General features: G+C 66.6%; 13 protein-coding genes. 8 read left to right on the top strand and 5 right to left on the bottom strand.

Translation table 11 applies throughout. From position 1 onward, the window contains the following. The gene (locus NCG91_RS22055; RefSeq protein ID WP_251351212.1) at nucleotides 1-1,152 is read left to right on the top strand and encodes a GGDEF domain-containing protein; all 1,152 of its coding nucleotides are present in this window, start codon (nucleotides 1-3) and stop codon (nucleotides 1,150-1,152) included. Nucleotides 1,153-1,158: 6 nt separating this feature from the next. Here NCG91_RS22055 and NCG91_RS22060 read toward each other — a convergent pair whose 3' ends face one another. Beyond that, a complete protein-coding gene (locus NCG91_RS22060; protein WP_251351213.1) occupies nucleotides 1,159-1,488 on the bottom strand; it encodes a hypothetical protein in 330 nt (109 codons plus the stop codon). 295 nt (nucleotides 1,489-1,783) lie between these two features. Between NCG91_RS22060 and NCG91_RS22065 the strand changes: the two genes are divergently transcribed. From NCG91_RS22065 to fdhD, 4 genes are all read left to right on the top strand, one after another. Then, complete coding sequence (locus NCG91_RS22065; protein ID WP_099664517.1) at nucleotides 1,784-2,866, top strand: calcium:cation antiporter; 1,083 nt, start codon at nucleotides 1,784-1,786, stop codon at nucleotides 2,864-2,866. A gap of 164 nt (nucleotides 2,867-3,030) precedes the next feature. After that, complete coding sequence (locus tag NCG91_RS22070) at nucleotides 3,031-4,488, top strand: Ppx/GppA phosphatase family protein (RefSeq protein ID WP_251351278.1); 1,458 nt, start codon at nucleotides 3,031-3,033, stop codon at nucleotides 4,486-4,488. A 93-nt stretch (nucleotides 4,489-4,581) separates the two neighbouring features. Further along, a complete protein-coding gene (locus NCG91_RS22075; protein ID WP_251351214.1) occupies nucleotides 4,582-5,259 on the top strand; it encodes a hypothetical protein in 678 nt (225 codons plus the stop codon). A gap of 67 nt (nucleotides 5,260-5,326) precedes the next feature. Then, nucleotides 5,327-6,154 carry a formate dehydrogenase accessory sulfurtransferase FdhD gene (gene fdhD, locus NCG91_RS22080; protein WP_251351215.1) on the top strand — a complete coding sequence of 276 codons (828 nt, stop codon included), beginning with the start codon at nucleotides 5,327-5,329 and terminating at the stop codon, nucleotides 6,152-6,154. On the opposite strand, the gene NCG91_RS22085 is transcribed toward fdhD, so the two are convergent. After that, nucleotides 6,130-8,454, bottom strand: a complete 2,325-nt coding sequence (locus tag NCG91_RS22085) for an FdhF/YdeP family oxidoreductase (protein ID WP_251351216.1) — start codon at nucleotides 8,452-8,454, stop codon at nucleotides 6,130-6,132. The genes fdhD and NCG91_RS22085 overlap by 25 nt on opposite strands. 145 nt (nucleotides 8,455-8,599) lie before the next feature. On the opposite strand from NCG91_RS22085, the gene NCG91_RS22090 reads away from it, so the two are divergent. Continuing rightward, nucleotides 8,600-9,361: a GNAT family N-acetyltransferase gene (locus tag NCG91_RS22090; RefSeq protein ID WP_099664512.1), complete on the top strand. Its 762-nt coding sequence runs from the start codon at nucleotides 8,600-8,602 to the stop codon at nucleotides 9,359-9,361. Here the strand turns inward: NCG91_RS22090 and NCG91_RS28065 are convergent. The 3 genes from NCG91_RS28065 to NCG91_RS22105 all read right to left on the bottom strand — a co-directional run bounded on the left by NCG91_RS28065 (nucleotide 9,294) and on the right by NCG91_RS22105 (nucleotide 16,179). Beyond that, a complete protein-coding gene (locus tag NCG91_RS28065) occupies nucleotides 9,294-14,756 on the bottom strand; it encodes a CHAT domain-containing protein (protein ID WP_285817202.1) in 5,463 nt (1,820 codons plus the stop codon). The genes NCG91_RS22090 and NCG91_RS28065 overlap by 68 nt on opposite strands. Before the next feature lie 261 nt (nucleotides 14,757-15,017). Beyond that, on the bottom strand, nucleotides 15,018-15,305 hold the full coding sequence (locus tag NCG91_RS22100) for a hypothetical protein (RefSeq protein ID WP_034786045.1): 288 nt from the start codon (nucleotides 15,303-15,305) through the stop codon (nucleotides 15,018-15,020). Between the two features lie 181 nt (nucleotides 15,306-15,486). Beyond that, entirely contained in the window at nucleotides 15,487-16,179 is a 693-nt protein-coding gene (locus tag NCG91_RS22105) for an ABC transporter ATP-binding protein (RefSeq protein WP_034757401.1), read from the bottom strand. Nucleotides 16,180-16,501: 322 nt separating this feature from the next. On the opposite strand from NCG91_RS22105, the gene egtD reads away from it, so the two are divergent. Both egtD and egtB read left to right on the top strand, forming a co-directional pair. Then, nucleotides 16,502-17,494: an L-histidine N(alpha)-methyltransferase gene (gene egtD / locus NCG91_RS22110; RefSeq protein ID WP_251351217.1), complete on the top strand. Its 993-nt coding sequence runs from the start codon at nucleotides 16,502-16,504 to the stop codon at nucleotides 17,492-17,494. 9 nt (nucleotides 17,495-17,503) lie between these two features. Further along, entirely contained in the window at nucleotides 17,504-18,745 is a 1,242-nt protein-coding gene (gene egtB / locus NCG91_RS22115; protein WP_251351218.1) for an ergothioneine biosynthesis protein EgtB, read from the top strand. Nucleotides 18,746-18,749: the final 4 nt, after the last annotated feature.

The following is an 18,749-nucleotide window of genomic DNA, read 5'->3' on the forward strand; positions in this document are numbered from 1 at the left end:
ATGGATATCAAGACCCTGGTACTGGCCTTGGCGCTCGGCAACCTGAGCCTGTGCGCGGCCCTGTTCTTTTTCGAGTATGAGCGCAAGAAGTCGCTCAGCATGTCCACCTGGGCGGTGGCCAAGCAGTGCCAGGCCGTGGCCTGGTGCCTGCTGTATTTCCGCGGCGTGCTGCCCGATTTTCTCTCCATCTTGCTGGGCAACAGCCTGCTGTTTGCTGGCATGGCGCTCGATGCGGGCGCACTGTGGCAGGCGGCCGGGCGCAGCGGCTGGCGCCGCACCGTGCTGCCGGCGCTGGGGCTGTCGGTGACGTTGTTCGCCGCCTGCTATCTGTTCGACGTGGCGCCGCTGCTGCGCAGCGCCGGTGGTTCGCTGATCGTGGCCGGCTTTTTCCTCGCCGGCGTGGCGGCCTTGTGCCTGAAATGGCGCGAGGCAAGCATGCTGCGCCGCTTCCTCGTCGTCAGCATGGGTATTTTGTCGCTGCTGATCGCCGCGCGCGGCGTGCTGGCCGCCGCCGTGCCCGGTTTCGATGCGGAATTGATGCAGCTGGCCGGCTTCGGCGCCCTGTACTTGATGATGCTGACGAACGCTTTCGGCTATCTGCTGCTGTCGCGTGAAAAGCTGGGCGGCGAATTGGCGCGCCTGGAAGTGCTCGACGCGGCCACGGGCGTGCCGAACCGGCGCGGCTTTTACCAGGCGCTGGCGCCGTGGATGGCGCTGGCGCGCCGGCCTGGCTTGCCGACGGCGCTGGTGGTGCTCAATATCGACCACTTTAAAAGAGTCAATGACAGCTACGGTCATCCGGTTGGCGACGCGGTGCTGAAAACCATCGTCGACACCTGCCGCCAGCAGCTGCGCGACAGCGACCTGATGGGCCGCCTGGGCGGCGCCGAATTCGCCATCCAGCTGCCGCGCACGACCCTGGCCGATGCGCTGATGGTGGCCGAGCGCATCCGCGCCGCCGTCGAAGTGCTGCCCGTCAAGACGGAGCGCGCCGTGCTGCAACTGACGGCCAGCCTGGGCGTGACCACCATCCGTGCCGAAGACAGCACCGTCAGCCTGTTCAAGCGGGCCGACGAGGCGTTGCAGGCGGCCAAGCAGGCGGGCCGCAACAGGGTCGTCGAGGCGCAAGGCGCCAGTACGCTGGACGTGTAAGCCCGCTTACTTCTTGCGCGAGCCGAGCCAGCTGGGTTCCTTGCCGCATTCCTTGGGCAAGAACAAGGCATCGAGGCCGGGATCGCAGCGATGGTCAGGCGCCTTCATCGGTTCGACGGTCAGCCATTCGCTCTTGGGCAGGATCTTTTCTTCGCGTGGTTCCACGGGCGGCGCGGGCGGCAGGCTGTCTTGCCACCTTGGCTCTGCGGCGGGCGCGGGCGCGGTGGCCCAGTTCGCGTCGACCTGCGCTGGCGGTGTGTCCGCGTGTGCGGCGGCGCTCAGCAAGCTGCCCGCGAGGATGAACGCACGCATGGCGGCGCTGTTTACGGAAATCATGGTCTGTCCTTGGTCGGTGCCGCGAGGGCGGGCCTTGCATTATGATGCCAGCCGGAAGCAAAAACACAAGAAAATTGCAACGGCATGTTACCAAAGGGACTATAGTTACTGGTAGCAAGCAGGTGCATCACAGCAAGGCGCTCGAACGGTGAGCAAGGCGCGGGTCGCCGCTGCCCGAACGTGTGCATTCCCTAACTTTCATTTAAGCTAAGCAAGTTATGCTATCGAGCGCACGCCAGGCTGCCCTGTGCCGTCCGCACCGCAGTTCCTCTTTCTTACTCTTGCCAGGCCCATAATGAAAATGCTCAAATCCCTGCCTGTATGGCCGCTTGCCGCCCCCGTTGCCGGCTGGCTGTTCCTGTTCGGTTCCACCTTCAATGTCGGCGGCGCCTACCAGATCCTGCTGGTGGCTGGCCTGATCGGCAGCGTGCTGGCCGCCGTGTACCACGCGGAAGTGGTGGCGCACCGCATCGGCGAGCCGTATGGCACCCTGGTGCTGGCGTTGGCCGTGACCCTGATCGAGGTGGCGCTGATCGTTTCGCTGATGCTGGCCGGCGGACCGGAAACGACGGGCCTGGCGCGCGATACCGTGTTTGCCGCCATCATGATCATCCTGAACGGCATCGTCGGCATCTGCCTGTTGCTGGGCGCCGGGCGCCACCGCGAGCAGAGCTTCGGCCTGCTGGGCGTGAGCGCTTCGCTGGCCACCCTGGCGGCCATCGCCGTTCTGACCCTGGTGCTGCCGAACTACACCTCGAGCGCCGCCGGCCCCTTCTACAATTCCAGCCAGCTGATCTTCATCGCCGTCATTTCCCTGGTCCTGTACGGCACCTTCGTGCTGGTGCAGACGGTGCGCCACCGCGATTACTTCCTGCCCAAGGAAGCCGTCGGAGATGAAGAGGTGCATGCGGCGCCGCCCACGCCCACCGTCGCCTGGGTCAGCGCCGGCGCGCTGCTGGTGTGCCTGGGCGCCGTGGTGTTGCTGGCCAAGTCGCTGGCGCCCGCGCTGGAGACGGCGATTGCCGCCATGGGCGCGCCGAAAACCCTGGTCGGCATCGTCATCGCCGCCATCGTGCTGCTGCCCGAAGGCCTGGCCGCCGTACGTGCGGCGCGCGCGAATCGCCTGCAAACGAGCTTGAACCTGGCGCTCGGCTCCGCGCTGGCCAGCATCGGCCTGACTATTCCGGCTGTGGTGGTGGTGTCGCTGGCCACGGGCCTGACGATTACCCTGGGTCTCGATATCAAGTCGACGGTGCTGCTGCTGCTGTCGCTGATGGTGGCCACCCTGTCGCTGGGCACGGGCCGCACCACGGTCATGCAGGGTACGGTGCACCTGGTGATTTTCGCCGTTTATTTATTTACCACCATCGTGCCGTAAGCGCCACGGCTGGCCGCCGTTTTGTCACAATCCTGTCACGCCGCTGTCATACGATGAGGGTAGTGTGGTAGGATTTTTAAATCGTTTAAATGATTTATATAGTTTAGTAACTGATTTTGCCAACTTTTTCAGTCGGCACAGTAATGACAAGACAAGAGGCCAGTATGTATGCAGCGGTGGACCTGGGGTCCAACAGTTTTCGTTTACACGTCGGCAAGCATGATGGCGACACGATCCGCGTGGTCAAGAGCGTGCGCGACCCGATACGCCTGGCTGCCGGCCTGGATGCCAATGGCGACCTGACCGAGGCGGCCATGCAGGGCGCGCTGGCCTGCCTGCAGCGCTTTCGCGCCATTCTCGCCGGCTTCGAACTCGATGCCGTGCGCGTGGTGGCCACGTCGGCCATGCGCGTGGCGCGCAACGGCGCCGTCTTCCTGCCGCTGGCCGAACAAGCCATCGGCCATCCGATCGAGATCATTTCGGGCGAGGAAGAAGGGCGCTTGATCTACATGGGTGTGGCCAATGCGCTGGCCATTCCCGGCGAACGCCGGCTGGTGATGGATATCGGCGGCGGCTCGACCGAACTGATACTGGGGCGCGGCAACGATATCGAGCGCGTCGAGTCCTTCAGCCTGGGCACCGTCAAGCAAAGCCTGTCGTTCTTCATCGGCGGGCGCATCGATGCGCCGTCGTTCGAGGCGGCCATCCTGTCGGCGCGCAGCCATTTCGAGGATGCCGCGCCGCCGTACCGCCCGCAGCACTGGAAGACGGCCTACGGCTCTTCCGGCACCATCCGCACCATCGCCGACATCATCGCCCGCAACAAGCTGGGCGACGGCCTGCTCACGAGCGCCAGCCTCGACGCACTGGCGCGCCGCTTCATCGAACTCGGTCACACCAGCCGCATCGACATGCCCGGCTTGCGCCCCGACCGCGCCAGCACCATCGTCGGCGGCCTGGCCATCTTGATCGGCCTGTTCCGCGAACTGGCGATTCCCGTCATGACGCCGATCGAGGCGGGTCTGCGCATGGGCGTGATGTGGGATTTGTACCTGCGCTCGACCAAGCGCGACCGCCGCGAACAGTCGGTGCAGGGCTGCATGGAGAAATTCCATATCGACCAGCAGCGCGCCGGCCGGGTTGCCGAGCAGGCGCTGGCCATGTATGCGCAGCTCAAGCCCACGTCCGACGCCCTGGTGAAATCCCTGCGCTGGAGCAGCCTGCTGCACGAAGTGGGACTGGCCGTGTCGCAGACGGGCTACCACAAGCACGCTTCCTACATCGTGGAGAACGCGGATTTGCCCGGTTTTACCACGCGCGAACAGAAGACCATGAGCCGGCTGATCCTGGCGCAGAAGGGCAACTTGCGCAAGATCGGCGAAGTGCTGTCCGACCCCGATTTTGCCAAGGCCGTGCTGGCGCTGCGCCTGTCGATCCTGCTCATGCATGCGCGCATCGAAGCCGATTTCAGCGAACTGCGCCTGCGCATGAAGAACCGCATCGAACTCGATATCAAGCGCGGCTGGGTGGCGCACCATCCCACCGTGTCGTTCTGGATCGAGAAGGAGCAGGAATTCTGGGATGAGGTCGGGGTCGATTTCACCATCCGCGCCAGCGCCTAGAAGGTCATGCCTTGCGCATGACTTGATGTGCAGCAAGCAAGATTTCAAAAAACAGTATATATTGTTTATATTAATTACTAGATTGGAAAATCCATGACCAAAACCGTCCCAGCGAAAAAAGCCGACAGCGCGCCCGTATCGATGTTCCCTACCAGCGCTTCGATCAATGCGGCAGCGGCCAAGGCCGCCCCGGCTGCCAAGCCCGCCGCTAAACCAGCCGCCAAGCCTGTGGCAAAAGCCGCCGTCAAGCCGGCAGTCGCCAAGCCGGCGGCAGCCAAACCAGCGGCGGCCAAGGCGCCAGCCGCCAAGCCGGCAGCGAAGGCCGCCGTTGCCAAGCCTGCGGCCAAAGCCGTCGTCAAAGCCGCCGTCAAACCGGCAGCCAAGCCAGCCGTGAAAGCTGTCGCCAAGCCGGCGGCCAAGCCTGCAGTGAAAACCGTCGCCAAGCCGGCCGCGAAAGCCGCCGTCAAACCGGTAGCCAAGGCGGCCGCCAAGCCTGCGCCAGCGAAAAAGGCGCCGGTTGCCAAGGTCGCCGCCGTCAAGGAAAAAGCCCGCAAGCCGAAACTGGTGCGCGACAGCTTCACCATGCCGGAAGCGGAATACGAAGTCCTGGGCCAGGTCAAGAAAGCCTGCTTGAAGGCCGGTTTCGAGATCAAGAAAAGCGAATTGCTGCGCATCGGCGTGGCGCTGATCAGCCAGATCGACCTGGCGACCCTGCAAAACGTGCTGGCTGGCCTGCCGCAGCTGAAAACGGGCCGCCCGAAGAAGGATTGATGGCGCGGGCAGGGGCCGCCCCTGCCTGTCCATTCTGGTTTACCATGGGGCCTGTGATAGTTCCCCCATGGTTACCATGTCAGAAGATACAGATATCGAACGCGCCGGCTTCGTCGAGCGCGCCATCGTCCGCCACCAGGCGGGCGTCTCTACCCCAGCCATCGACCACGTCGCCGAGGAAGTCCCCGTCGCGCTGGTCTTCAATGGCATTTCCCACGTCGTCATGATGGCCACCCCGCGCGACCTGGAAGCGTTTGCCTACGGCTTCGCGCTGACGGAAGGCGTGGTCGCTTCCGCCGGCGCCATCTTCGATTGCGAAGTGTTCCTGCGTCCCGACTCCGCCGAAGTGGCTTTGAGCATCGCCCAGGAGGATTTCGTGCGCCTGAAGGACCGGCGGCGCCAGTTGACGGGCCGCACGGGCTGCGGCGTGTGCGGCATCGACAGCATCGAGATGCTGGACTTGCAGCCGCAGGCGCTGCCGCCGGCCCTGATCCATGTCGACCTGCCGGCCGCCCTGGCGCGTGCCTCCGCCGGCTTGCGCGCGCACCAGGCGCTGATGCGCGAAACGGGCGGCGTGCATGCGGCCGCGTGGTGCACGCCCGATGGCGATATCGTGCACGTCTTCGAGGATGTCGGCCGCCACAATGGCCTGGATAAACTGATCGGCCATTTGGCACTGAGCGGGGCGGACATGCGGCGCGGCTTCGTCTTCCTGTCCAGCCGCGGCAGCTACGAGCTGGCGCGCAAGGCGGCGCGCATGCAGATACCGTTGCTGGCGACGATTTCCGCCCCCAGCTCGCTGGCCATTTCCATCGCCACGCAGGCGGGCATGAAGCTGGTGGGTTTCTGCCGCCAGGATGCGTACGTCGATTACACGCCCGGCATCACCTTGTAGCTTCCACTGCGCTCCAGCAAAACTGGCACGGACTTCGACGTGGGCGTGCCGGCGCCGTCCGCCGTGCTGGCCAGCGGCACCAGCGCATTCGTTTCCGGGTAGTACGCGCCCAGGCAGCCGCGCGGGATGTCGTAGGCGACGAGACGGAAGCCGTCGGCGCGGCGCGCCACGCCATCGTCCCAGGCGCCGATCAGGTCCACCAGTTCGCCATCGGCAAAGCCCAGCATGGCGATATCTTCCTCGTTGGCGAAGACCACCTTGCGCGTGCCGTACACGCCGCGGTAGCGGTCATCCATGCCGTAGATGGTGGTGTTGTACTGGTCGTGCGAGCGGGTGCTCATCAAGACCATCAGGCGCTCGCCATGGCGCTGTTTCGCGCGGTGCAGCGGCGTATCGAGGTCCAGCGGGGCGACGAGGAAGCTGGCCTTGCCGCTGGCTGTCTTCCACACGCGCTCGCGCGACGCCACCGTCAGGTGAAAGCCGCCCGGCTGCGCCACCCTGGCGTTGTAGTCGTAAAAATCGTCGAACACCTTTTCGATATCGTCGCGGATGCGCGCATAGTCGGCCGCATAGGCGCGCCAGTCCACCAGACTGCTCCCCACCGTCGCTTCGGCCATGCCGGCCACGATGGCCACTTCCGAGCGCAGCTGCGGTGAAGCGGGCGCATTGCGGCCGTACGAGATATGCACCATGCTCATCGAGTCTTCCACCGTCACGCCCTGCGCCACGCCGCCCTGCAAGTCGATTTCCGTGCGTCCCAAGGTGGGCAGCAGCAAGGCTTCCTTGCCGATGACCAGGTGGCTGCGATTGAGCTTGGTGGCCACCTGGACCGTCAGCGCGCACTGGCGCAGGGCGGCAAAGGTCAGCGGCGTGTCCGGCGTGGCGGCGGCGAAATTGCCGCCCAGCGCGATGAATACCTTGACGTCGCCGCGCTGCATGGCTTCGATGGTGGCCACCACGTCGTGGCCATGCGCGCGCGGCGGCTCGAATCCATACACCTGGCCCAGGCGGTCGAGGAAGGCCTTGGCCGGCTTTTCCTCGATGCCCACCGTGCGGTCGCCCTGCACGTTCGAGTGGCCGCGCACGGGGCACAGGCCGGCGCCCGGTTTGCCGATCTGCCCGCGCAACATCATCAGGTTCGACAGCATGCGGATGGCCGTCACGCTGTGCTTGTGCTGCGTCAAGCCCATGCCCCAGGTGGCGATGATGCGCTGGCCCTTGACGAAGATGTCCGTCAATGCCTCGATCTGCGCGCGCGCCACGCCCGATTCCCGCTCCAGCAGTTCCCAGCTTTCTGCGCGCAGGTCGTCGCAAAACGCCTCGAAGCCGCTGCAGTGTTCCAGGATGAAGGCGTGGTCGATGACGGCGGGCGCGCCCGCCGCCAGCGCCGCATCGTCATGCTCGACGACGCGCTTGGCGACGGCCTTGATCAGGGCGAAGTCGCCGCCCAGGGTCGGCTGCACGAACAGGCCGGCCAGGCGCGTGCTGCCCAGGGTCGCCATTTCCAGCGCGCTTTGCGGGTCCATGAAGCGCTGCAAGCCCCGCTCGCGCAGGGGATTGATGGAAACGATGCTGCCGCCGCGGCGCGCGCAGTCGCGTAATTCACCCAGCATGCGCGGGTGGTTGGTGGCGGGATTCTGGCCGAAGATGAGAATGGTGTCGGCCAGTTCGAAGTCGGCCAGGGTCACCGTGCCCTTGCCGATGCCCACGGTGGCCGGCAAGCCGCGGCTGGTGGCCTCGTGGCACATGTTGGAGCAGTCGGGGAAGTTGTTGGTGCCGTACAGGCGCGCCATCAGCTGGTACAGGAAGGCCGCTTCGTTGCTGGCGCGGCCCGACGTATAGAACGCGGCCTGGTTCGGGTCGGCCAGGGCGCGCAGGTGGCGGCCCACGAGGGCGCAGGCGTCATCCCAGGAGATCGGCACGTAGCGGTCGCTGGCGGCGTCGTACACCATCGGCTCCGTCAGGCGGCCATGCTGTTCTAGCGCGTAGTCCGACTGTGCCAGCAGCTGCGTGACGGTATGGCTGGCGAACAGTTCAGGTCCGGCGCGGCGGCTGGTCGCCTCGGCGGCGACGGCCTTGGCGCCGTTTTCGCAAAAGGCAAACGTGGAAGCGTGGTCGCGGTCGGGCCAGGCGCAGCCGGGGCAATCGAAGCCGTCCGGCTGGTTTTGCGCCAGCAGCGCCTTCAGATTGCCGGGCGCGACGCGCTCCTGGCGCAGGCTGATGGCCACGTGTTTCAAGGCGTCCCAGCCGGCGGCCGGCCTGGTGTAGGGCGTGATGTGCGGTGCGTCCTGGTCTTTCATGGGCTCTTTCGGCTGGGCGAGTGTGGTAATTATGCACGATCCCCGGATGACATTGACTTGCGTCATGGAAATGACATTCGGCTGTCATTTTCCTGACATATTAGACAAGTACGCTGGAGTCGTCTTGATCACAGGGGATGAAACCATGCAGAACATAGTCGCATCAAACGAAGCCAAGGCCCGGCCGGTCCAACTGGTGCTGAGCCAGGCCACGACCGCTGCGGAATTGCGCGAAGTCCAACGTTTGCGTTACAAGGTGTTTATCGAGACCATGGGCTTGACGTCGCTGGCCAACGCCGATGGTCTCGACAGCGACGAATTCGACGCGCACTGCGATCATCTGATCGTGCGCGACGCCGATACCCTGAAAGTGGTGGGCACCTACCGCGTGCTGAGCGCGGCCAAGGCGGCCAAGATCGGCCGCCTGTATTCGGAAAACGAGTTCGACCTGAGCCGCCTGAAGAACCTGCGCGGACGCATGGTCGAAGCGGGCCGCGCCTGCATTCACCCGAAATACCGGGGCGGCAGCGTGATCATGCTGCTGTGGTCCGGCCTGGCCGAGTACATGCGCCGCGAGCGCTGCGACTACCTGGTCGGCTGCGCCAGCATCAGCCTGGCCGATGGCGGCCATAACGCCGTCGCCGTGTACCAGGCGCTGGCCGAAAAGCACATGGCCCCAAGCGAATACCGCGTCACGCCGCACCTGCCTTTCCCCATCCACCAGGTGGAAGCGGCGCACAAGCCGCAGGTGCCGCCGCTGATCAAGGGCTATCTGCGTTCGGGCGCCTGGATTTGCGGCGAACCGGCGTGGGACCCTGATTTCGAAAGCGCCGACATGTTCATGATGATGCCGCTGGCGAATCTGGATGAGCGCTATGCGCGCCATTATGGCGTGGTGCCTGGCTAAGAGCGGGAAGTGAGGACTGCAGCTGGCTGGCCAGCGCCTGCACGGCGCTGCGCAAGCCGGTCTCCGCGGCGTCGGGCGGCAGCAGTTCGAGCAGGAAGCGCAGCGGCGCCGTGATCGCCTCGGGTTCGCCGATGCTGCCGTGGCGCCGCACGGCGTCGTGGTACAGGGCCAGGAATGCGGTGCGCGCGGCCGCGTCGAAAGGCTGGCCGTCCGGCGCCTGCCACAGGGCCGCCAGCAGGGCGGCGCGCACGGGGGCGCCGGCGTCGATGGCGCGGTGTTCGTCCGCGTGGCGCTGGCGCGCATAGGCGATGGCGTCGTGCAGCAGGTCGCCCAGCTGCGGATCGAGCGCGCGCCAGGGGCCGCTGTCGCCATGGGCTTTCAACAGCAGGGCGCCCGCCAGCACCTGGAAAATCAGGTCGCAGTCGGCCACGCCGCTGCGCCGCCGCGCTTCTTCCAGCGCGGCCAGGCAGGCATCCGTCATGGCGCGCAGGGCCGGCGCGCCGGAGCTTCCAGCGCGGCAGGCCAGGCGCGCCTGCAAGGCCCAGTAGCGGCCCAGCAGGGCCAGGCGCTGCGCCGTGGGCGCCAGCGCCACCAGTAGGTCGATATGTTGTTTTCCATCCTGTAGCAACTGCCGTCCCTGCGCCAGATCGGGCACGGCCGGCACCTCGATGCCGGCGCCCGCATCGAGGCCGCACAGGGCCGCGCCCTGGCGTATTTCCAGTTCCGCCCAGTGCGCCAGCGCGCGCAAGCCCACCTTGCCGTCGGCCGCGCTGTGCGCCGCCCGGTAGTGTTCGATGGCGCGCAGGGTGTTCTCCAGGCCACCGAGGCCGGCCCGCGTGGCGGCCATGTTTTCGCGGATGTCGGCGCAGCCGAAGAAGCGGGCGCGCACGGCTTCCTCGATGCTGCCCAGCTTTTCCTCGATGGCCGCGCGGCGCGCCGCATCGGCGCCCGCCAGGCGCGCGTGCAGGGTTTCCAGGTCGGCCAGCAGGTGGCCGTGGTAGTGGTAGTCGGGCGCTTGCCAGGGCCGGCTCTGCGTGTTCGGGAAGCGGTAGCGGTCGTCGCCATACGCCTGGTAGGCGCCCCAGGTGTTTGAGGCCGGGAACTGCAGGTACGCCGCCTCGCGCGCCAGGCGCACGGCGTCGCCGAAATATTCGCCGCTCAGCATGGCGTGATAAAAGCTGTGCGCGAAGATGCTGGCCGCCTGGTCGTCGATGCGCCAGCCGGCCGCGATCACCGCCTGCGAACCCATTTCAATGAAGGCCGTGGCCAGGCTGGCGGCCAGTTTCGACCACGGCGCGATGGCGTCCGGGCGCATGTCGCCCAGGTGGCAGCAATTGATGAAGACGAATTGCGGCACGCGCTTCAATTTACCCACCTGCGCCGCCGTCAGCCGCGTCTTCGGCCCCAGCACCAGGCCCGTATGGGCGATGCCGGGGCCGGCCACTTCGCCGTGGCCGGCCAGGTGGATGGCGAAATAGCGCTCGTCGAACAGATGCACCAGCACGCGCTGCGCCTGCGGGCGCAGCAGCTCGCGCACCTGGTAGCCGTACGCGCCGAACATGCGCGCCACGTCCTGCGCCTCGGCCTGCGCGGCGGGCAGCTCGGGCAGGCCGGAATCGGTGTCGCCGATCACCAGCACGCTGTTGCTGGGCGGGCTGACGGCCGATGGCTGCTCGCGCAGGCTGGCCAGCTGGCGAACCATGCCGATGCGCGTCGACAGGGGGCTTTCCTCGCTGCCCGCCTCGTCGCGCATCAGCTCCCACGGATAGATGGCGGCGCTCTGGTCGACGGCCAGGATCAGGCCGCGCATCTCGGGGATGGCCGCCTTCAGGCCATTGGGCAGCATCAGTTCGTACAGCGCGCGCGACAGGCCCGGCTGGTCGGTGGTGTTGTCGGTGGCGTCCATGATCAGGCCATCGACGGCTTGCCGCTGGTTCGGCTCTTCGTCGACGCTGTTGTGGGCGCGGTCCGTCAGCACGGTGAAGCGCAGGGCGCCGGACAGGTCGGCGGCGACGATCTGCACGCGGCGCCAGCCATTGTCGCCGCTCAGGCTGGGCAAGATGCGCCGGTAGCCGCCGGGGCTGTGGCGGATGCGCTGCTCGAAAGTGAAGCTGCCCTGGTAGCGCGCCTCGGCCATGATCTGCTCGATGGCCATGGCGGCCGCGATGGCGCGCGCCTCCGACTGTTCGTAGATGGCGATATGGCCGATGCGGCAAGCCATGCCCGCGTCTTCCAGGCGCCGGTTGGCGCTGCGCGCGCCGTCGAGCAGGGCCCGAGCGCACAGGGCGATGCTCAAGCCGCCATAGCCGGAGCCGGACAGCAGGCTGGCCACGCGCAGGCCGTGCTCGCCCATCGGCGGCGCGGCCGCATGGCCGGCGGCGCGCACCTGCAGGCAGACGCACGCGTATTCGAGCAAGCCGCCGGCAAAGGCGCGCGCCAGTTCGCCCGGCGTCAGCTCGCCCAGCGCGCCCAGTCCGATGACGATGGCGCCGCCGGGCCGGCGCGCCGCATCGGGCTGCAGCACCACCAGGGCGGAGTCGGGGCGCTGCGGAAAGCGTCCCAGCGCGTGGATTTCCTGCAGCTTGCCCGCCAGCAGGCGGTCGAGAAAACTCATGCTGCCGCGCAGCGATTCGGCGGCGTAGCAGCCGCTCATGACGGGCGCGTCGGCCGAGGCCATGCTGCCGTGGATGATGGATAGGCTCAGCTGCGGCGCGCGGCGCTCCGGCGCGATGGCGGGGCCGGCGGCGCCGAGGGCGGCGTCGAGCAGTTCCTGCGGCTGCGGGTACAGCGGCGTGGCGTCGGGGGCGTACGGATGGAAGCGGGGCGGGGCGCCGCCAGGCGCGTGCGGCGGGTGCCGCGGCAGGCCCGTGCCTTGGCCGCTGTCGAGCAGTTGCGCGATGGCCGGGTAGTACTCCTTTTGCAGCAGCAGGTCGCCGTGCGCCACCGGCAGGTAGCAGGCCGCCACGCCGTCCGGCACCGCGCCTTGCCAGGCCGTGCGGCCATCGCCGTCCGGCGACCAGGCTGTCTCGATGCCGCCGTCGCGCAGGCGCAGGGCCACCGGCGTGTCGGCGCAGCCGGCCAGGTAGCTGCAATGGCGGGCGTCGGGCGGGGCCGCTTCAAGCAGGGCCACGGTGGCGCGCGCCGCGGCCAGCGCCTGGGCCTCGGGCGCCTGCCAGCCGCCGGGCAGGCCCGCCTGCGCGTCGCCGGCGGCCAGCTGCGCCCAGGCGCCGGCGTCGAAATAATCGATGCCGCCCGCCTGCGGCCACGGCAGCATGTCCAGCACGCCGGGAAAGGCGCGCACGAAGCCGAGAAACTGGCGCCGCGTGTGCTTCCAGCCTATCCAGCACGCCAGCATCTGCACCAGCCGGTCGCGCCCCAGCAGCACTTGCACCATCGCCTGCGTGCCGCGGTTGGCCGTGCCCACCTGCAGCAGGCGGCTGCCGGGCAGGGCGCCGAAGCGCTGCCAGCGGTCTTTCAGGGCCAGGCGCGCCACCAGCCCGCCCATGCCGTGGGCAACGATGCGCAGCGGCTGGCCGCGCTGTTCGGCGTCGCGCATGGCCTCGTCGAGCACGGGCAGGAAGGCGTTGCCGGAGTGCTGCAGCGACAAGCGCCAGTCATAGGCAAAGGGCCGCACTTCCTGGCTTTGCGCGAGAAAGCGGGCAAACGGTTCATAGCAGGATTCGACCCAGCCGGCGCTGACGATGTGCGGCTGGCCCACGGCCAGGCGTTCGATGCGCCCTTCGACCAGGTTGACGGGGTCGAACCAGATGCGGTTGCTGCACACTTGCAGGTGGCTGCCCATGATGTCGGGCAGCAGCAGCACGATGGGCGCGTGCGCGCGCCGCTTCGGCACTTCGCCGCCGCGCGCCAGGGGGCCGTGCTCGATGCCGGGCAGCGGCAGGTAGGCGGTCTCGTCGCCGGTGAGCGCCTGCACGGCGGCCAGGCCGGACGGCGCGCGCTCGAAATAGTTGAGGTGGTGCGCGTGCGGCCCGCGCAGCAGCAGTTGCCGCACGGGCGTGCTGCGCGTGGCGCCGCCGGCCATCGAGGCGCAATTGACCACCAGGTCGTTCTGCCCGCCATATAGCTGGTCGTCGAGGCAGTCGCCCAGCCAGCCCAGCAGGCCATCGCCGCTGCACGCGCCGGCCAGCACATGCAGCGGGCTGGCCACGCGCACGTCGGGCGCATTGAGCAGCGCCACCAGGGGCGAGTCGGGCATCATCGCTTCCAGGCCCGGCAGGATGCGCGCGTCGCAGCGCTGCTGCACCACGGCCAGCAGGAAGGCCATGGCGCCATCGGGCAGGCCGCCGTGGAGCAGCAGGTTGAACATTGCGCTGGCCCAGCGGTCGAGGCGGCCCGACATCAAGGTGGTGCCGCGCGCCGGGCAAGCCACGCGCACGAAGCGGGCGATGCGGATGGCGCGCGTCTTCAGTTCCATGCTCAAGTCGCGCAGGCGCGCCGCATCCCCGTCGTAGCCGCCGCGTCCGCCCAGCCGCGCCTGCGCCGTGAAGTGGTCGATATCGTGGCTGTTGAACGCTTCGCCGCCCACCGTGTTCTCGCTCAGCCGCTCGAGGCCGTCGCCTGCCAGGTCGACGGCGCCGCGGCTGTCGATGCGCTGCGCCCGCGCCAGCAATTCGCCCACCAGGCCGCCGCGCGAATGGCTCAGCAGGTGCAGCACGGCGCCGTGCGGCAACTGGCGCACGAGGGCCAGCGCGTTCTCGATGGGGCTGTCGCTGAGGCTGCGATGCTCATAGCCATAGATGCGGTTGCCGTATTGCGCCGCCAGTTGCGGCGCCAGGCCATTGCGCCACAGGCCGGCAAAGCTGCGCTGGGTCGACGAAGCCGTGCCGTGCAACAGCAGCAGCAGCGGTTCCGGCCCGGCGGGCAGGCTGGCGACGGCCGTCATGCTGCCCGCCTCGATGCCGCAGCGGTACAGGCCCAGGCGTTGTTCCAGCTGGCGGTCCTGGAAGGCGCCCGCCGCCGCCAGCGCCGTCATGGCGGCGCCGCCGCAGCGGTACACGCGCACGGCCCGCAGCATCCAGGCGCCCAGGCCGTCGCGGCTGGCGCCCGGCGGCGGGTGCGCCGCCTGCGGGCGCAAGGCCAGTCCCACTTCGATGCTGGCGGGCGCGCCGTCGCGCGCCAGCGTGGCCGGCCCCAGGTAGCGTGGCAGATCCAGGCTGCCGGCGAGCAGCGAACTGCCGTCGCACAGCAGCAGTTGCACGACGTCGTCCGGGCCGATATCGAGGGCGATGCGGCAACTGCCGATGCCGCGCGCGCCGGACAGCACGTGGGTCTGGCTATGCCAGCCGGGCGCGGCGGGGCAATCGCCGGCGCTGGCGAGGGGATCGCGCGTGAGCGTCAGGCGCAGCACGGGCGGCGCAAGGGGATCGCTGGACATGCGGTTGGGATCGCTGGTTAAAAGCTGACCTTGATGCCTGCGCGGACCATGCGTGTTGTGTCAGATCAAGTTTGAGTGGAAATGCAGGGGAGAAGCGGGGAGGGCGCTGGAAGGCAGAGAAACGGTCAGCATGGTTTGGGCTGGGTCTCTTCGCTATCGTGTCCGGATGCGGTGCGGTGAACGAACTACGCGAATTGTATGGCAAAAGTTCATGGCGCCGGGAACCTGGGTGCCTGGCATGGCATTACAACAGCGGGTAACTCAATGGACTGGCGTGGCGGACAGTTCCTTCAGTTCGCGGATGGTGATGTCCGATTTTTCATGCATGCGCAATAAAATCGTTGCACCGACCGACAGTTTGCCGTGACGAATCTTGCTGATGATGGGAGGCTGTACTTCCAGTACACGGCACAGTTCCGCATCATTTTTCAGGTTCATCTTCTCGATCAGGGTGTCGAGCAGCTTGTTGGGCACAAAACTCGATGGTTCGAGCGCACGCGCCCGGTTCATCGCTTCAATCATTTCCAGCTTCTTTTGCCGAACGTTCATTTACTCCTCCTTCAGGTTATGCAAGGGACGAGACCACTTTGGGTGGTCCCGGCTATAGTTCGTCATCGCAGTACGGCTGTCTGGGTGACGTAGTACAACATTCGCGTTAAAACATTGATAACCAGGCAAGTGTTTTCAATAATACTACGATAACAAAACTTGTGACAGATGGTCAGTTAAATTAACTGATTGTTTGATCAATTTGGTTGACGATTGTTGTATTTTGTAGTCCGCTTTTGGTCAATATCATGGTTCTGTCCGCCATTTCGGCGGCGGCCAGCGAATGCGTGACCATGATCGCGCAACTGCCGTTGGCCTTGATTTCGGCGCGCAGCAATTGCAGGATGCTGTGCGCCGTGTCCGGGTCGAGGTTGCCGGTAGGCTCGTCGGCCAGCACCAGCGCCGGCTTGTGCACGAGCGCGCGGGCAATGGCCACGCGCTGCATTTCGCCGCCGGACAATTGCTGCGGAAAGTCGCCGCCGCGTCCGCCCAGGCCGACCGCCTCGAGCATGCTGGCGGCACGCTCCTGGGGCAGTCCGTTGAGCAGCAGCGGCAGGGCCACGTTTTGCAGCAGGGTCAGGTGCGGCAAGACGTGGAAAGCCTGGAAAATAAAGCCCATGCGGGCGCGACGCAGCCGGGTGGCGGCGGCGTCATCGAGGCTGGACATGGCAATGCCGTCCACCAGGATAGGGTGCGCTTCGGCACCCGCGTCGGGCGTATCGAGGCCGGCGATCAGGTTCAGCAAGGTCGACTTGCCCACGCCCGAGTCGCCCATGATGGCGATGAATTCTCCCGCCTTGAAACGGCAGGAAATATTGGCCAGCACGGGACGGGCATTGGCATAGGACTTCGACAGATGGCGCAATTCGAGCATGGTGTTAACGGCTATCGTAAAGGGAGGCACGCGGGGGAGAGGGGGGCCTGGGAACTGCAAAGGGGCGCGGATTGTTTGGCCGGCAATGTGTAGTATACGACAGGCTTATGCTTTTTGCTTGGCAATACCACTTTTGCGTGCACGCCGCCGATATGGACCCTAAGTTACCTGCCGCACGGCTGGCTTGCGCGGATTCCGTTATGATGGAAAAAAGTCATCGGCAAGGCGCCCGCCAAGCACTACGGCAGGGGCGGCGCGCCCGGTGGCCGACCGTGCAAGCCTTTCGTGAAACTAGTGAACCTAACATTGACGACGCCAGCCCATGACCATGCCACTTGCGCAACAGCAGTCCGATTTCCGCCCCGCCAGCCACGCCGCCGCGGCCAGCGCCACTCCTGCCACGATAGCCGAGATCAGCAGCGGCCTGCTGGCGCGCCAGGCCTGGACCTCGCCCAAGTACCTGTACGACGCGCTCGGTTCGAAACTGTTCGAAGCCATCTGCGCCTTGCCCGAGTACTATCCGACGCGCACGGAAGCGGCCATCTTCGCCCGCCACGGCGCCGAGATCGCGCATGCCGTGGGGCCGGGCAGCACCCTGATCGACCTGGGCGCCGGCAATTGCGCCAAGGCCGCCAGCCTGTTCCCGCTGCTGCATCCGGCACAGTACGTGGCCGTGGATATTTCCTACGATTTCCTCAGTGAATCGCTGAGCCGGCTGCAGCAGCGCTTTCCGCACATCGAGATGACGGGCCTGGGCCTGGATTTTTCCAGCCGCCTGGACTTGCCCGACAGCGTGCGCGAGGCGCGGCGATTGTTCTTCTATCCCGGCTCGTCGATCGGCAATTTTGCTCCAGAGCAAGCGACCGCCTTCCTGCGCCGCCTGCGCGCGAATGCGGATGGCGATGGCGGCCTGCTGATCGGTGTCGACCTGATCAAGGACGACGCCATCCTCGACGCCGCCTATGACGATGCGCTGGGCGTCACGGCCGCCTTCAATCTGAACATGCTGCGCCACGTGAACGGGCTGATCGGCGCCGATTTCGACGTGCGCGCGTGGCAGCACCACGGCTTTTTCAATGCCGACGAGCGCCGCGTCGAAATGCACCTGGAAGCGCGCAGCGAACAAGTTGTCCATTGGAAAGGTGGCCAGCGGCGCTTCGCGAAAGGCGAGCGCATCCATACGGAAGACAGCTACAAATACACGCGCGCCACTTTCGTCGGCTTGCTGGAGCAGGCAGGATTTTCCACCGTGCAAGTCTGGACGGACCCGCAGCAGTGGTTTGCCGTCATTTACGCACGCGTGATTCGCGACTAAAAGGCGACGATGCTGATCGATCATTACCATCAAGTGCGCCAGCATTCTCTGCGGCTGGCCGAACCCCTGTCCGACGAGGATTGCGGCGCGCAATCGATGCCGGACGCCAGTCCCGTGAAATGGCACCTCGCGCATACCACCTGGTTTTTCGAAACGTTTATCCTGGAAAGCATGGAAGCGGCGTTCGCGCCTTTCCATCCGGCCTTCCGCGTGCTGTTCAATTCGTATTACAACGGCGTGGGCGAGAAGCACCCGCGCGCCCAGCGGGGCTTGCTGACGCGCCCCGGCATGGATGTCGTGCGCGCCTACCGGGCCAATGTCGATGCGCGCATCGCGCGCCTGCTGGCGGGCGAACTGGCGCGCGACGAGCGCGAACGGCTGACCATGCTGCTGGCGCTGGGGCTCGAGCACGAGCAGCAGCATCAGGAGTTGCTGTTGACGGATGTCAAGCATCTGCTGGCGCAGAGCGCCCTGTTTCCCGCTTACCTGGAGCGCGGGGACAGTGGGCTTGCGCCAGCGCAAGAACACGCGCAGCCCACTGCCTGGCTCGCCTTCGACGGTGGCCTGGCGCAGATCGGTCATGCGGGAGACGGTTTTTGCTTCGACAATGAATTGCCGCGCCATCCGCAATACGTGGCACCCTTTGAACTGGCCAGCGCGCTGGTGACGAATGGCGACTATCTCGCCTTCATCGAGGCGGGCGGCTACCGCACGGCGCACCTGTGGCTGGCTGAAGGCTGGGACTGGGTGCGCAGCGGGCAGTTGCAATGCCCGCTGTACTGGCAGCGCGATGACGCCGGCCGCTGGCAGGAATTCACCTTGTTCGGCTTGCGGCCGCTCGATCTCCAGGCGCCGGCCACGCATGTATCGCTGTTCGAGGCGGACGCCTATGCGCACTGGGCTGGCGCGCGCCTGCCGACGGAAGCGGAGTGGGAAGTGGCGGCGCAAGGCGTCGCCGTGGAAACGGGCCGGCTGCATCCGGCCGCCGGTGCGCCGGGCGCAGGCTTGCGGCAAATGTTCGGCCACTGCTGGCAGTGGACCAGCAGCAGCTACGCGCCGTATCCGGGCTACCGCACGGCGCCCGGGGCGCTCGGCGAATACAACGGCAAGTTCATGCTGAATCAATACGTGTTGCGCGGCTCGTCGTGCGCCACGCCGGCCGGCCATGCGCGCGCCAGCTACCGCAATTTCTTCCCGGCCAGTGCGCGCTGGCAATTTTCCGGCATCCGCCTGGCGCGCCAGGTGGAATAAGCGG

It is taken from the genome of Janthinobacterium kumbetense (genome assembly GCF_023703445.1).
In the GTDB taxonomy this organism is placed as follows: Bacteria; Pseudomonadota; Gammaproteobacteria; order Burkholderiales; family Burkholderiaceae_D; genus Janthinobacterium; species Janthinobacterium kumbetense.

What these genes read in the sequence shown, in the direction of transcription:
- NCG91_RS22055 (WP_251351212.1), top strand. Translation starts at nt 1, where the DNA reads ATGGATATCAAGACCCTGGTACTGGCCTTGGCGCTCGGCAACCTGAGC.
- NCG91_RS22060 (WP_251351213.1), bottom strand. Translation starts at nt 1,488, where the DNA reads ATGATTTCCGTAAACAGCGCCGCCATGCGTGCGTTCATCCTCGCGGGC.
- NCG91_RS22065 (WP_099664517.1), top strand. Translation starts at nt 1,784, where the DNA reads ATGAAAATGCTCAAATCCCTGCCTGTATGGCCGCTTGCCGCCCCCGTT.
- NCG91_RS22070 (WP_251351278.1), top strand. Translation starts at nt 3,031, where the DNA reads ATGTATGCAGCGGTGGACCTGGGGTCCAACAGTTTTCGTTTACACGTC.
- NCG91_RS22075 (WP_251351214.1), top strand. Translation starts at nt 4,582, where the DNA reads ATGACCAAAACCGTCCCAGCGAAAAAAGCCGACAGCGCGCCCGTATCG.
- fdhD (WP_251351215.1), top strand. Translation starts at nt 5,327, where the DNA reads ATGGTTACCATGTCAGAAGATACAGATATCGAACGCGCCGGCTTCGTC.
- NCG91_RS22085 (WP_251351216.1), bottom strand. Translation starts at nt 8,454, where the DNA reads ATGAAAGACCAGGACGCACCGCACATCACGCCCTACACCAGGCCGGCC.
- NCG91_RS22090 (WP_099664512.1), top strand. Translation starts at nt 8,600, where the DNA reads ATGCAGAACATAGTCGCATCAAACGAAGCCAAGGCCCGGCCGGTCCAA.
- NCG91_RS28065 (WP_285817202.1), bottom strand. Translation starts at nt 14,756, where the DNA reads ATGTCCAGCGATCCCCTTGCGCCGCCCGTGCTGCGCCTGACGCTCACG.
- NCG91_RS22100 (WP_034786045.1), bottom strand. Translation starts at nt 15,305, where the DNA reads ATGAACGTTCGGCAAAAGAAGCTGGAAATGATTGAAGCGATGAACCGG.
- NCG91_RS22105 (WP_034757401.1), bottom strand. Translation starts at nt 16,179, where the DNA reads ATGCTCGAATTGCGCCATCTGTCGAAGTCCTATGCCAATGCCCGTCCC.
- egtD (WP_251351217.1), top strand. Translation starts at nt 16,502, where the DNA reads ATGACCATGCCACTTGCGCAACAGCAGTCCGATTTCCGCCCCGCCAGC.
- egtB (WP_251351218.1), top strand. Translation starts at nt 17,504, where the DNA reads ATGCTGATCGATCATTACCATCAAGTGCGCCAGCATTCTCTGCGGCTG.